The organism is Anaerovibrio sp. (assembly GCF_051866355.1).
Taxonomy (GTDB): Bacteria; Bacillota; Negativicutes; order Selenomonadales; family Selenomonadaceae; genus Anaerovibrio.
This window is the reverse complement of record NZ_JBJDWZ010000166.1, coordinates 1-14,460: the sequence shown is the minus strand read 5'-3', so window position 1 is coordinate 14,460 and position 14,460 is coordinate 1. Positions and strand designations below refer to the sequence as shown.

Below are 14,460 nucleotides of genomic sequence, written 5' to 3'. Positions count from 1 at the left end.
CTGATATGAGCAGTGAGGGACTGCAGCCGGTGCTGAATGATTACCTCTATGTGTAAGGATTGAATTGCTTGCTTTTATTTGATTTTCGTGATAGAATCTTCATATAAAGGAGCGGTAGCCAATCCGTTTCTAACCGTCTGAGCTAGAGGTTCATCGCCGTGGATGTAGTCAGCGAGGTTTTTTCAGGTTAGTGCTGAGCCATGTCGCGGATAGGGAGAATAGTTCTCTTGAAAGGAAAAGCGCATACAAAAGGCAGTGTCTTTCGGGGCGCTGCCTTTTGTATATTATGGGGGATTATATGGATTTGCTTTATGAAGCTGCTTCATGGTATAAAGAACTCTTAAAAAAGGATTATCATGTTAAGGCAGCATATAAAAATGAGGTTATAGAGTTATCCTTCATGTTTTTGCCAGAGCATTTTTATCATCTGATAGGATTTCAGAAGCTATTGGATATGAAGCATCTGGCCATGCCTAAATTTCTGTATACCCGCGTAATTTCCGGGAAATTAATGTATGATTCAATAAAGAACAGCAAATTTCTTGGTGATATGTATGACAGGATGCAGATGTTTTATCGCGTCAATAAGACAATAGAGCATATGAAGAATGGGGAAATAATAATAGAGTTCTCGCAGAATAATAGAACCTGCATAAAGGCGGAGTTCCTTTTATATGATTTACTGGATGGCAGCTATGCTCATATTTTTCTGCGAAAAGCCGATAAATATGGTTATGTTCCATGTTCTTTTTTCTGCCGCAAAGATGATAAGTATATACGGAATAATAAAAAATATCGCATTAAGGAATTTTATGTAACCTGCAGAAAAGATAAAAATATATCAAAATAAGCTGTCAAATACCGTAAATTTGCTATTTCAGGGTATTTTATGGTATAATTAATAGCTAATGTTTGTAAAGACTGGCATTGGAAATAACGGCTGGCATTCAGCCGATGACTTATTAGAGGTGAGATTGTGGATTTTGGTAATGGTAAGATTTTACCGGTAAATCTGGAGCAGGAAATGCGCAATTCCTATATTGATTATGCCATGAGCGTAATCGTATCCAGAGCTTTGCCAGATGTCCGTGATGGATTAAAGCCGGTTCATAGAAGAATATTGTACGCTATGCAGGAGGCAGGCATGACCTCCGGCAAGCCATATAAGAAATCCGCCCGTATCGTGGGCGAGGTTCTTGGTAAATATCATCCTCATGGTGACAGCTCCGTATATGATGCGATTGTCCGCATGGCACAGGATTTCTCCATGCGCTACATGCTGGCAGACGGCCATGGCAACTTTGGCTCCGTGGATGGGGACCCGGCGGCGGCAATGCGTTATACAGAGGTTCGCATGTCCAAGATTTCCGAGCTGATGCTGCAGGATATCGACAAGGATACCGTTGACTTCGTGCCGAACTATGATGAATCACTGAAGGAGCCTTCCGTGCTTCCTTCCAAGTATCCGGAGCTTCTGGTCAACGGCACATCGGGTATCGCCGTAGGCATGGCCACCAACATACCGCCTCACAACATGAACGAGGTTATTGACGGTGTGCTGATGCTGATTGACAATCCTGATGCCTCCGTGGAAGAGCTGATGACCGTCATCAAGGGGCCTGACTTCCCTACCGGCGGCCTGATTATGGGAACGGCCGGCATCAGGGATGCCTATACCACCGGCCGCGGTTCTGTCAAGATGCGCGCCAAGGCACATGTGGAAACCATGTCCAACGGCAAGCCGCGCATCGTGGTGACGGAGCTGCCGTATCAGGTGAACAAGGCGCGTCTGATCGAGAAGATTGCAGACCTGGCCCGCGACAAGCAGATTGAGGGCATTACAGACCTGCGTGATGAGTCCGATAGAAGCGGCATGAGCATCGTGATTGAGCTTAGGAAGGATGTAAATCCTGATATCATGCTCAATCAGCTGTACAAGCATACCCAGCTGCAGGAAACCTTCGGTGTAATCATGCTGGCGCTGGTGGACAACCAGCCGCGTATTCTGACCTTGAAGGAGGTTCTGCACTACTATATTCTCCATCAGGAGGATGTAATCACCCGCAGAACGAGGTATGAGCTGGCCAAGGCGGAGGCACGGGCTCACATTCTGGAGGGACTGACTATTGCCCTTGACCATCTTGATGCGGTTATTACGACCATCCGCGAGTCAAGGACGGCGGATATTGCCCGTACTGCCCTGATGGATGGCTTCAAGCTTTCCGAAAAGCAGGCACAGGCCATCCTCGATTTGCGCCTGCAGCGCCTGACCGGTCTGGAGCGGGAGAAGATTGAGGAGGAGTATCAGGAAGTCCTGAAAAGGATTGACTGGCTGAAATCCGTGCTGGCTGATGAAAGCAAGATTATGGCCATCATCAAGGAGGAGCTTACCCAGGTCAAGGAGAAGTTCGGTGATGAACGCCGCACTACCATTACCTATGATATGTCCGAAATGAATGAGGAAGACCTGATTGCCGATGAGGATGTGGTGGTGACTATCAGCCACAACAACTACATCAAGCGCATGAAGCTGGATACCTATAACAAGCAGAACCGCGGCGGTCAGGGCATTCTGGGCATGTCCACCAAGGAAGGGGATTTCGTAGAGAATATTCTCATTACGACAACCCACCATACGATTCTCTTCTACACCAGCCGCGGCAGGGTACACTACCTCAAGGCCTATCAGATTGCCGAGGCAAGCCGTCAGGCCAGGGGCACTGCCCTCATCAACCTCCTGAAGCTGGAGAAGGGTGAGAAGATTACTGCCGTGCTGCAGGTGCGCGAGTACAACCCGGAGAAGTTCCTGTTCATGGCTACCAAGAAGGGCATTGTCAAGAAGGTACAGCTTTCCGAGTTCAACACCAACCGCAAGCTGGGCGTTATTGCCCTCAAGCTGGATGATGACGATGAGCTTATCGGCGTCAAGCAGACTGACGGCCAGAAGAAGATTGTTCTGGGCACCAGAAACGGCTATGCCATCATCTTCGATGAGGAGGAGGTGCGTCCGATGGGACGTATCGCCCGCGGCGTAAAGGGCATCAAGCTCCGCGCCGGTGATGAGGTGGTAGGTATGGATACCATCAAGCGCGACTCGGAAATCCTGACGGTAACCGCCGGCGGCTATGGCAAGCGCACCAGGGTTGAGGAGTACAGCAGCCATCACCGCGGCGCTATGGGCATCATCAATCTCCGGGTAACGGAAAAGACCGGCGAGGTGGTAGGCCTGAAGGTTGTCCGCGAGGGGCAGGAGCTGATGCTCATCAGCACCAACGGCATCATCATCCGCACAGGTATTGACAAGATTTCTGTCATTGGCCGTGACGCTCAGGGTGTAATCATCATGAAGACCGCCGAGGATGACAAGGTGGCTTCCATGGCTATCCTTACCCAGAAGGCTGAATAAGGCTCTCGGACGGCTGAAGGTTCCGCAGGCCGGACCTGCGGATACAGCGGAATAAAACAACAAACCTGATAACTGCAATAAAAAATGATATGCCCTCCCGTTTGGGAGGTGCATATCATTTTTTTGTTGCATCACTGTTTTTTTATCGCCATCGGTTTTGCCTCACTGATGGCTCTGCCCGGCTGATGGTCAGTTGGCTGTTTTGCCCGCCGCAGGGACGGAGGGTGATGGAGAAGGAGCCGGGACAGTAGCTGTCTGCTCCGGCAGTACGGCAGGAACGCTGTCCGCTTTCTGTTCGGTACTGTTGTTGGTACGTCCGCGGCGCGGGTCGCCGTCTTCCTCATAAGGGTCGGACATATAGGCATCCTTCTGTTTCTCGCTGTTTTTATCAGATGTCTTTGAGGATTTCAGTCCCTTTTTGCCATCTGCATTGTTTTCGGTATCGGATTCATCATCAAGCCCCAGCTGTTTTTTCGTTTTTTCATTCATCGGGATCTCCTGAGCATCATCAGGCACGGAGCTTTCATATTCCATCATCTCGCGCTCCATGGCACTGCGCAGGTTGGAGGTCATCTGGACATCCAGCGTGTTGGCGATGGTGGTGCGCAGCTTGGAAAGGTCAGGCAGCCAGTAGCTGATGCCGCCGATGTACATCGGCCTGCCCGGCAGCATTTCCGTCTGCAGTCCTCGTGACTGGGCATCCTTCATGGCCGCCATCAGCTCAATCATCTGCTTTACGGACAGGTCTGTATCTATGCAGTCCACAACCTCGCTGATAATGGCAGGTATTTTAGGAATAATGGTAGGCGAGGTCAGCCTGTCCATCACCGCCTGCATGAACTTCTGCTGTCTGGCTATACGGCCGATATCACCTTCCTCGTCGCGGTAACGCACATAGGTGATGGCCGTTTTGCCGTCCATGTGCTGCTGACCGGGATAGAGGTTGATGACCAGGCCGCCGTTATCGTCCCAAGGGTCCTCGTAGTACATGCGCTTTTCCACGTTGATGTCCACGCCGCCGATGGCGTCAATAATCTTGGTAAAGGCATTGACATTAATCAGCACATAATGCTCCATCTCCACGCCCAGAAGGTTCTCCACCGTGCTCTTCGTCAGCTTGTGGCCGCCGTAGGCGTAGGCCGCATTTATCTTGTCAAAGCCATGCCCCGGAATCTTGACGCGGGTATCACGGGGAATAGAAAGAATGGCCGCCTTTTTCTTTTTCGGGTCAAGGGTGGCAATCATCAGGGTATCGGAGCGTCCCACATCACCCTCACGCTCATCCACACCCATCAGCATAATCACGGTCTTGTCACCGGTAGCCATCATCAGCTCCGTTTTTTTCTCCACCGGCTTTTCATCAAATAGGCTGGAAGAGGCGAAAAGGGCTCCTGCCACAGCCGCCGTCACAAAGGCAAAAAATAAAAGGACGGCAGGCAGCCAGCTTGTTTTTTTCTTCTTTTGCCGCTCACGTCGTGAACGGTAGATGGGCTGGGGTTTATTGTATTCTCTCTTTGGCAATATACTCTCATCTCTCTTTGTTTTATTGGGTGTGGCATGGGTTCAGCAAAAAGGAGCTGACTGCAGCCACAGACCGCAATCATATTATACATCTTTTTGGCAAAACGTGCTTGAAAAATTATACACGCCTACACTGTAAACTACATGAATTATCCCGCAAAAAGTGTGGATAAAGTGGATTACTGGCGAATAATTTATCCACAGGTGTGGATAAATATGTGGACAACTCAAGATATTGGGGATAAAGCAGAAGAAAAACACTAGATATAGGTGTAGGAAAACAGATATTATATTTTTATCTGTGAATAAATGTGGATATATAGTGAATATGTATTGCACAAGTGTTATAGAAAGTGGGCAACTGTTGGTGATTATTGAAAATAACTATTATTGGCTGTAACTGAAATGCTGGCAAAAAAAGAACTGATGCCGCAGAAAATTTCTGCCTGATGCTTTGCCGGTCAGGCAGAAAAGAAAATACGGCAATAAGCCCTCTGCGCTCATTGCCGTATTTTAGTTTATCTACAATATTCACCAGCTTATCCACAATTGTGGATAAGTTATTCCCTGCTGTAGATAAGTTTTACATTATGTGATTTGAAATGGTCGATATACTTCTGTGAAGGCTTCTTGTTCATGATAACGGAGTCAAAATTTTCCAGCATGCTGTAGGAAACCAGGGACGGGGCGTCCAGCTTGGAATCATCCATCATCAGGTAGTGCTTGCCCGGCTTGGTGGCGATAAGGTACTGAATCTCGCAGTCGAGAGGTGAGGCACTGGTAGCGCCGTTCTCAATGGAAACGCCGATGGTGGACATGAAGAACTTTGAGATATTGTACATGTTCAGGCTTCTGGTGACGCTGGGACCCACAAATGCCTTGCTCGGCGGGTAAAGGGTGCCGCCGGTGGCGATGATGTTGAACTTCTCGCCCTCAACAGCCGCGTTGATGGCGTGGATGTTGGCAGTCACCACGGTAACATTCTTTTTGGTTTCAATATAAGGAAGAATGAGCGCGGTCGTGGTGCCGATATCAATATAGATAACGTCCTCATCCTCCACAAGATCAGCCGCCAGCTGGGCAATCTTCTTCTTTTCCTCAAGATTGGTAGTGTTCATGACCCAGTTGTGCTCCTGTCTGCTTTCCTGGGCAGGAGGCTCTTCTTCGTTGAGAACTATGCCGCCGTACACTTTCTTTATATACCCGCTCTTGTCCATCTCGGCAATATCGCGGCGGATGGTGTTTTTTGATACATTGAAATATTCGCACAAATAGTCAATGGACAAGCTGTGCATATCCTGCAGAAGCTCCTCTATTTTGCGGATACGGTTAACCTTCATTTAATCACCTGTTCTTCTACTAATGTAAAAATTGTATATGTTGGTAATTTTTTGGGTACTTTATGTATATTATACTTGAATAATATACAAAATACAAGGGAATGTGCTGGGAAAAAAATAAAATAGAAATATTCAAAATAGGGACTATATTCTTAGGTTAAATAATAATTCTAATCTAATTTTAATGATAATTATTGTAGGTTTTACTTACATGAAAAAAAATATTGTGCTAGAATAGATAAGATAACACTGATGGCAGGGATTTTTTGCCGTACAGTTGTTAATTTTAGAGGAAAGGTGAGGATACATGAACAAGAAAATTATGATTGTCTATCTGGGGATTCTGGCGGCAATGGCGCCTTTGGCTACGGATATGTATTTACCAGCATTACCGGAGCTGCAGGCTGAGTTTGGCAGTACGACATCCATGACTCAGCTGACATTGACCATGACCATGATGGGTATGGCTTTGGGGCAGATTTTTGCGGGGCCGATTAGCGACCTGCGGGGGCGGAAGATTCCGCTTTTGCTGGGCATGCTGATTTTTATGGCTTCCTCTCTGGTGTGTGTGTTCATAAATAATATATACATCTTTTTGGCAGCCCGTCTGATTCAGGGGCTGGCAGGAGCCTGCGGCATCGTCATTGCCCGAGCTATTGCCAGGGATATGTGCCAGGGAGCGGAGCTTACTACCTTCTATGCGGTGCTGATGATGGTGAACGGTTTGGCACCTATTCTGGCGCCGGTTATCGGCGGCCAGATTTTACTGCTGAGCACATGGCACGGGATTTTTGCCACGCTGGCGGGTATCGGCCTGGTGATGGCTGTCGCTACGCTTGTCTATCGGGAAACCCTGCCTGTGGATAAGCGTATCAAGAGCGTGGGAGCTACGCTCAGGGTACTGCCACAGCTTATGAAAAACAAGTATTTTATGGGGCATTGCCTGGTGCAGAGCTTTGTCTTCATGTCGTTTTTCTGCTATATTGGCAGCTCATCCTTTATTTTTCAGGGGATTTACGGCGTGTCTGCCCAGGAATACAGCCTGATTTTTGGCGGCATCGGCGTGGGCATGCTTCTTCTGGGGCCGATTCCTGCCAAGCTGGCGGGCAAGGTTTCCGAGGCGAGCATGCTGTGTGCGGCTATGACTGTGCAGCTGGCGGGCAGTATTCTTCTGCTGGGAGCCTTTCTCACCGGCTACAGCCCGCTGTGGCTGGTAATCCTGTTTTTGTGCTGCTGCTTCATGCCGATTTCGATTATTGGTGCGGTGAGCTTTTCGCTGGCACTGAACGGGCAGGGGCGCAATGCAGGCAGTGCATCGGCGCTTCTGGGATTTTTCTCCATGTTCCTGGGGGGCATCATGATGCCGGCGGCCGGTTTCTTTGGCACCGACACCGGCGTGCCGATGGCGGTAATCATGCTGGTGGGCTTCGCCCTGGGAATGCTCTGCTACTGGACGATGATACGCCCTGCCCATGTTGATGATTGAGCAGGGGACTACATCTTGTGGTGGATAAAATAACAGTTATCCACATATTGTATGTGCATAACCCTGTTGATTTGTGGATAACTACTAATATATGTAGATAAAATGCATATATTGTGTTAAGAAGTAAAAATGCCATCCTGTATGTTTGTGTTGCAACGGTACGGGATGGCATTTTTCATTCTATCGGCGCTTTACAGTCGTGTTATAATTGTCTTATAAAAAGCAATTTGCAAATTTTTTTGGGAGGTATTTGTATGTCCTTTAAGGAAATTGCTCCGGAGGAGCTGAAGGAAAATGTTTTCAAGGTAATCGGCAAGGACTGGCTGCTGGTGACGGGGTCTGCCGGCGGCAGGACAAATGCCATGACTGCTTCCTGGGGCGGCATGGGAGTTATGTGGGGCAAGCCGGTGGCCTTTCTGGTGATTCGTCCGCAGCGTTATACAAAGGAGTTTATTGACAAGGCAGAGGGGCTGACCATTTCTGTTTTTGGCGAGGAAAAGCGGAAGATGATGGGCTATTTTGGCTCTGTTTCCGGCCGTGACGAGGATAAGATTGCCAAAGCCGAGCTGACCTGCGTTGAGGAGGATGGCCGTGTCTATTTTGAGGAGGCGCGCCTGGTTTTTGTCTGCAGGAAGCTCTATGCGCAGGAAATGCAGGAAATGTGCTTCTTTGATGATGAAAGCAAGGAAAAGTGGTATCCTGACAAGGATTATCATACCCTGTATATTGCAGAAATTGAAAAACTCTTAGTCAATGAATAAGGAGCAGGCTGTTATGTATGATTCTGTATACAGCTTGCTGGAGCTGGTAAAGGAATCCGTATCGCCCTGGCATACGGCGGCTGCGGCGGCAGGCAGGCTGGCTAAAGACGGCTTCCGGAGGCTGGATATGCGTGAACCGTGGCGGATTGAGCAGGGGGGCTGCTACTATGTGGAGGCCTTTGGCTCTACGGTTTTTGCCTTTGCCGTGGGGGAGGGGGATTTTGCGGCTCCCGGTTCCCTGCGGATAACGGCGGCGCATACGGATTTTCCGGGGCTTCGCGTCAAGCCGTCAGCCGGTATGGTCAAGGATGGTTACGGTGTGCTGAACGTGGAGCCCTACGGTGGGCTGATTCTCCACAGCTGGCAGGACAGGCCTCTGTCCGTGGCCGGCAAGGTGGCTGTACGGGGCGGCAGTCCCTTCAGCCCTGATGTGCGCATGGTGGATTTTGCCCGCCCTGTAATGACTATTCCGGAGCTGGCCATTCACATGAATCGCAAGGTCAATGAGGGTACGGCCATCAGCAGGCAGAAGGAAATGCTTCCGCTGATGGCGGTGCCGGGGAAGGATGGCGACAAGTCGTTTTTTCTGGAATGCCTTGCCGCGGAGGCCGGCTGCAGGATGGAGGATATCCTTTCCTATGAGCTGAACCTCTATGCCTATGAGGCGGGCTGTCAGCTTGGCATGGCCGGTGAGATGGTATCCGCGCCACGGCTGGACAATATCACCTCCGTGGAGGCCTGTCTGCAGGGCATGAAGGCCGCGGCGCTGGAGCTGTCGGGTGGAAGGCTCTTTCAGGGAATCAGGCTGTCAGCGTTGTTTGACAACGAGGAGATTGGCAGCAGGACGAAGCAGGGAGCCGGTTCTGCCGTGCTCCTGCAGGTGCTGGAGCGCATATATACGGCGCTGGGCTGCAGCCGGGAACAGCTCTGGCAGGCTGTCAGCGGCGGCTTTATGCTTTCTGTGGATGTGGCTCACGGCCTGCAGCCGAATTATCCGGAAAAATATGATGCCACCAGCAGGCCTGTCCTGAATGGCGGCGTTGTCATCAAGCAGGCCGCGTCCCAGTCCTATGCAGGTGATGCGGAGGCCGTAGCCGTGGTTTCTGCTATATGCCGGCAGGAGGGCATTGCCTGCCAGAGCTTTGTCAATCATTCTGACGAGCCGGGCGGCTCCACGCTGGGCTCCATTGCGTCCGCTCTGGTGCCTATGCGCACTATGGATATTGGCGTACCGCTCCTGTCCATGCATTCTGCCAGGGAAACTATGGGCTCCTGGGATCAGGCGGCATTGAACAGGCTGCTGCAGTCATTTATAGTTAACTTTTGATAAATTTGTGTTAATCCCCTATAATAAGCTGACTGGCTTTTTATAGGGGATTTGTCATATAAATGAGTAATTTTTGAGTAACTATTTTTAGGAAAATCTAGGATAAATGTCGTATATGCATTGATAATCAGTTGAAAAAGGGCAGGAAAATAGCCAGTTATTGCTGGTTGTTGGATGATTTAGCCATTGTATGGTAATGTGTTGTATACAATAAATAAATATCATGGTAAACTTTTGATAAAATTTCTAAAAAAATATAAAAATACCCTTGACATACTCATAATGGTGTAGTAATATATAACCATCGACAGGGACATAGCACAGAGCCGAGGACAGAATCGGTTAGTCAGAGGCTCTACACCCCTCGCTATGAAACTTCGATATACCCCTTTTTCGCGACATTCCCCTGTGTCGCAAACCCCTCTCTTTTAATAGATACTTCTTCTTTTACCTGACATCCACGGTACGTTGTGGATGTTACAAAGAAAAAGGCTGTGAAAACGTCGCCTATCGTTTTTACAGCTTTTTTCTTTGCAAAAAATCAATTTTAGATGTAATAAATGGATATATTTGATATAATTTAATCGCTGTCGTACCTCGATAGTAGAGGGAGGTGAGGATGATGTCCGACCTTTTCAGCTCTTTTTTGGTAGGAATTGCAGCAAGCTTGATAGCTGCATATATCTACGACCGTATTCGTTAAGCGACAGCTGGTATTCCCGTTGTGTTGATGTTTGACTGACTACCAAATATTCAACGCAAAAAAAATCCCCTGCAGGTGACTAATCTGCAGGGGATTTTTCGGTTTGGATTATGTTCGATAGACCATAATCAGCTCTCTTTAAGTAAAATTTACCATATTTATACATTTATGTCAAGGCATTATGTGGCAGTTGGCCTAGCTGAGCAGCAGGGCATCGGAGTTCAGCTCGCTGCCGGCGGCCTTTTCAAACATGGCCAGCAGGTCCTTGATAGTCAGGCTCTTCTTTTCCTCGCCCTTGACATCAATCAGGATGTGGCCATCGTGGAGCATGATAAGGCGGTTGCCGCAGGCGAGGGCATCTTTCATGTTGTGGGTAATCATCAGGGTGGTAAGATGACGCCTGGTGACAATATCGTTGGTGAGGGCGAGAACCTGAGCGGCTGTCTTCGGGTCCAGGGCGGCTGTATGCTCGTCCAGCAGAAGCAGTTTCGGCTCTACCAGTGTTGCCATCAGCAGGGTAAGAGCCTGCCGCTGGCCGCCGGACAGGAGGCCCACCTTTGATTCAAGCCTGTCCTCCAGCCCCAGGTTCAGGGTGCTCAGCTGCTGGCGGAAATATTCACGCTGGGCGGCAGGGGCGCTCCAGCGGAGGGTAGGCATTTTGCCGCGGCGGGAGGCAATCGCCATGTTTTCCTCAATCTGCATGTTGGCGGCAGTGCCCATCATCGGGTCCTGAAAGACGCGGCCGATGTATTTGGCCCGCTTATGCTCAGGCCATCTGGTGATATCCTGTCCGTCAATGATGATTTTTCCCCTGTCAACGGGGAAGGTTCCGGCGATGGAATTCATCAGGGTTGATTTGCCTGCGCCGTTGCCGCCGATAACCGTTACAAAATCCCCCGGCTCCAGATGAAGGGATACGCCTTTCAGGGCAACTTTTTCCGTAATCGTACCGGGATTGAATGTCTTGGCAATATCTTCAATTTTCAGCATCAGTTCTTCGCCGCCTTTCTTTTGTTGAGCTTAGCCTGAAACAGCGGCATGGAGAGAGCCACGGCTACCAGAATAGCGGTAAAGAGCTTCAGGTCGTTTGGCGGCATGCCCATCTGCAGTACGATGGCGATGACGGCCCTGTATGCTACAGAGCCGAGGATAACGGAAATCAGGCAGTTCTTGAAGCTGCTGGTGCCGAACAGCACCTCGCCGATAATAACGGAGGCCAGGCCGATAACGATGGTTCCCACGCCCATGCCTACATCGGCAAAGCCATTGGCCTGTGCCACGAGGGCGCCGGACAGGGCCACCAGGCCGTTGGAGAGAAGCAGTCCCAGGATAACCGTCACATCGGTGTTGACGCCGTTGGCGCGTATCATGTGCGGATTACAGCCGGTGGCGCGGATAGCGGCGCCGATTTCCGTGCCAAAGAACAAGTAACAGCTTACAGAAGTCAGGATAACAGTGATAAGTCCTATAATCAGTATCATGTTGGCCTGGCTCATGCCGGGGATGGCATAGAGGGAAAATACGGTATCAACCTGCAGGAGAGCAAGATTGGCCTTGCCCATGATATGCAGATTTACTGAATACAGGGCAATCATGGTCAGGATGCCGGCCAGCAGGGCAGGTATTTTCAGCTTGGTGCAGAGAATACCGGTGACAACGCCGCTGAGCATGCCCGTAAAGGCGGCGGCAGCCATAGCGGGTACAGGGCTCCAGCCGGCTACAAGGCAGGCTGCGGCGGTTGCTGCTCCCAGCGGGAAGCTGCCCTCCACCGTCAGGTCAGCAATATCCAGCACCCTGAATGTAATGTACACGCCTATGGCCAGCAGTGACCAGAGAAGTCCCTGCGATATAGTAGGAATTATTAAGTCCACAGTCAAATCTCCCATCTAATAAACAAACTCCGGACGTCCACGTTGCTGCCATTTTGCTGGCCGGCACGTCGCCCGGAGCAGTTAATTTCATATAGCTTACAGCTTATAGCCTGCAGTTTGCGTCAACTGCAGGAGCTGCAGTTTTGCTAAGGAATAGAGGATTACTCTACGACCTCGGCCCGGTTCATGATTTCTGCCGGCAGGACGATGCCCAGCTCAGCAGCATTGGCCTTGTTTACAACAGCCTGCAGGTTTTCAGCAAACTGAATCTTCATGGTAGCCGGCTTGGACTTTCCTTCGAGGATGTCCGCAGCCATCATGCCAGCCTGCCTGCCCAGCTGATAGTAATCAACACCATAGGTAGCAAGGCCGCCTGTCTTTACCATGTTCGGCTCACCGCAGATAACAGGCTTTTTGGCAGGGTTAGTAACGGAAACCAAGGTAGGTATTGCAGAAGCAATGACGTTGTCAGTAGGCTCATAGAAAGCGTCAACCTTGCCTACCAGGCTCTGGGCGGCCTGCTGGATATCGTTGACGTTGGAGATGGTAGCGGCTTCTACCTTCAGGCCCTTGGATTCAGCATATTCCTTCATGGCCTTGTACTGAATCTCGGAATTTACCTCGCTGGAGGTATAGATACAGCCGATGGTCTTGGTATTCGGCGCAATCTTCAGCAGCAGGTCAACCTGCTCCTTGATAGGGTTCATATCGCTGGTGCCGGTCAGGTTGCCGCCCGGTTCATCATTGCTCTTTACCAGCTTTGCAGCCTCATAGTCGGTGATGGCGGAGCCAACGATTGGAATATCCTTCGTCAGGTTTGCTACGGTCTGGGCGGCAGGAGTAGCAATCGCATAGATAAGGTCAACCTTGTTGTTTATGAAGCGCTGGCCGATGTTCTGAAGATTGGACTGATCAGCCTGAGCGTTCTGCTGATCAATGGTCAGGTTCTTGCCTTCCTCAAAGCCGCGTTCCTTCAGGGCATCCACAAATCCCTTGTTGGCGGCATCCAGAGCATTATGCTCAACCAGCTGTACAATACCTATGTTGTACTGCTTGTCACTTTTGGCCGCATTGTCAGAGCCACAGCCGGACAGGAGGCCGAAGGACATGGCCGCAACAGCACAGAGAGCGGCGGCTTTTATTTTTTTACTGAACAACATGAAAAATCACCCCTTAAAGAATATGAAAGAAATCTGATTAATATTATACAAGATTACAACTCAAAAATCCATCATGTATCGCATTTTAAAGACAAAAAATTTCTCAGTGAGGATAAATAAGCGGAAAACAGCTAAAGATACATTGTATGCGTAGAAATGTTTTCTAGAAAAAGACAAAATTGTTCAAAAAGTTTTATACGGCAAATTTTGCTACAGTGTTTTCATGAAAGTGGATATTATTTAGTATATAATGTAACATATTATTTTTTTTATGCGTATAAAAGGTGGTTATAAAAAATGCTTGAATGATTACAATAGATTAGGCGCGTTTATAGGAAGATTCAGGGGGAACTTATGAAGGGGAACAGAAGAAGCGGCAGAAAATTTTTGTCGGCAATGGTGGCTTTGGGGATGCTGACAGCCTTGAATACCCCGGCCTACGCCATGGAGGAAAACATTATTTCCTATGGCGGGTATAATGTATTTAAGGTGCAGTATTTTGATGCGGCGGATAAGGCAAGTGTTAAAAATAACATCTGGGCTGTTAATTTGGGTGCTACAGGTGGCTTTGACGGCCTTGTCTATAAATATACGCCGTTAATGAAACAGGCTATCAACGGCGCATTTGCCCATTGGGCTGAAATTTTATATAGGGATGCCAGGAATATGAATCAGCCTGCACAGTTTCTTGTGGGAACTACAGGGCAGGTCAAAAATGCCAGTGCCGGCAATATATGCGAGGCTGCAGATGGCGGTGCCCTTTCAGACGAGACGTTTTATAGTATTTTTCAGCAGGGAACAAAGCTGAAGGATAAAAACCTTTTTATAAGCGGCAATGATGGTGTGGCTCATGCCTACGGACGCGTGCTTATCGGCAAGTATATA

At 49.2% G+C, this 14,460-nt stretch carries 11 protein-coding genes; 6 read left to right on the top strand and 5 right to left on the bottom strand.

Going from position 1 to position 14,460, the window contains the following annotated elements:
• The first annotated feature begins 298 nt into the window (after positions 1 to 298).
• Complete coding sequence (locus ACI3UA_RS08675) at positions 299 to 850, top strand: PBECR4 domain-containing protein (RefSeq protein WP_439724419.1); 552 nt, start codon at positions 299 to 301, stop codon at positions 848 to 850.
• Positions 851 to 976: 126 nt separating this feature from the next.
• Entirely contained in the window at positions 977 to 3,406 is a 2,430-nt protein-coding gene (gyrA, locus tag ACI3UA_RS08670) for a DNA gyrase subunit A (protein ID WP_439724418.1), read from the top strand.
• A 189-nt stretch (positions 3,407 to 3,595) separates the two neighbouring features.
• Here gyrA and ACI3UA_RS08665 read toward each other — a convergent pair whose 3' ends face one another.
• Together ACI3UA_RS08665 and ACI3UA_RS08660 are read right to left on the bottom strand one after the other, a co-directional pair.
• A complete protein-coding gene (locus tag ACI3UA_RS08665; protein ID WP_439724417.1) occupies positions 3,596 to 4,927 on the bottom strand; it encodes an LCP family protein in 1,332 nt (443 codons plus the stop codon).
• 560 nt (positions 4,928 to 5,487) lie between these two features.
• Positions 5,488 to 6,267, bottom strand: a complete 780-nt coding sequence (locus ACI3UA_RS08660; RefSeq protein WP_439724416.1) for a DeoR/GlpR family DNA-binding transcription regulator — start codon at positions 6,265 to 6,267, stop codon at positions 5,488 to 5,490.
• 307 nt (positions 6,268 to 6,574) lie between these two features.
• On the opposite strand from ACI3UA_RS08660, the gene ACI3UA_RS08655 reads away from it, so the two are divergent.
• From ACI3UA_RS08655 to ACI3UA_RS08645, 3 genes are all read left to right on the top strand, one after another.
• Complete coding sequence (locus ACI3UA_RS08655; RefSeq protein WP_439724415.1) at positions 6,575 to 7,753, top strand: multidrug effflux MFS transporter; 1,179 nt, start codon at positions 6,575 to 6,577, stop codon at positions 7,751 to 7,753.
• A 254-nt stretch (positions 7,754 to 8,007) separates the two neighbouring features.
• The gene (locus ACI3UA_RS08650) at positions 8,008 to 8,514 is read left to right on the top strand and encodes a flavin reductase family protein (RefSeq protein ID WP_439724414.1); all 507 of its coding nucleotides are present in this window, start codon (positions 8,008 to 8,010) and stop codon (positions 8,512 to 8,514) included.
• 13 nt (positions 8,515 to 8,527) lie between these two features.
• Complete coding sequence (locus tag ACI3UA_RS08645; protein WP_439724413.1) at positions 8,528 to 9,841, top strand: M18 family aminopeptidase; 1,314 nt, start codon at positions 8,528 to 8,530, stop codon at positions 9,839 to 9,841.
• A gap of 898 nt (positions 9,842 to 10,739) precedes the next feature.
• Here ACI3UA_RS08645 and ACI3UA_RS08640 read toward each other — a convergent pair.
• The 3 genes from ACI3UA_RS08640 to ACI3UA_RS08630 form a co-directional block, all read right to left on the bottom strand.
• Entirely contained in the window at positions 10,740 to 11,534 is a 795-nt protein-coding gene (locus tag ACI3UA_RS08640; protein ID WP_439724412.1) for an ABC transporter ATP-binding protein, read from the bottom strand.
• The gene (locus ACI3UA_RS08635) at positions 11,534 to 12,415 is read right to left on the bottom strand and encodes an ABC transporter permease (RefSeq protein ID WP_439724411.1); all 882 of its coding nucleotides are present in this window, start codon (positions 12,413 to 12,415) and stop codon (positions 11,534 to 11,536) included. The genes ACI3UA_RS08640 and ACI3UA_RS08635 overlap by 1 nt, the downstream gene beginning before the upstream one ends.
• Positions 12,416 to 12,576: 161 nt before the next feature.
• Positions 12,577 to 13,575: an ABC transporter substrate binding protein gene (locus tag ACI3UA_RS08630; RefSeq protein ID WP_439724410.1), complete on the bottom strand. Its 999-nt coding sequence runs from the start codon at positions 13,573 to 13,575 to the stop codon at positions 12,577 to 12,579.
• 354 nt (positions 13,576 to 13,929) lie between these two features.
• Here ACI3UA_RS08630 and ACI3UA_RS08625 point away from each other — a divergent pair.
• Positions 13,930 to 14,460, top strand: a 531-nt coding sequence (locus ACI3UA_RS08625) for a hypothetical protein (protein ID WP_439724409.1), incomplete at its 3' end; no start/stop codon positions are given.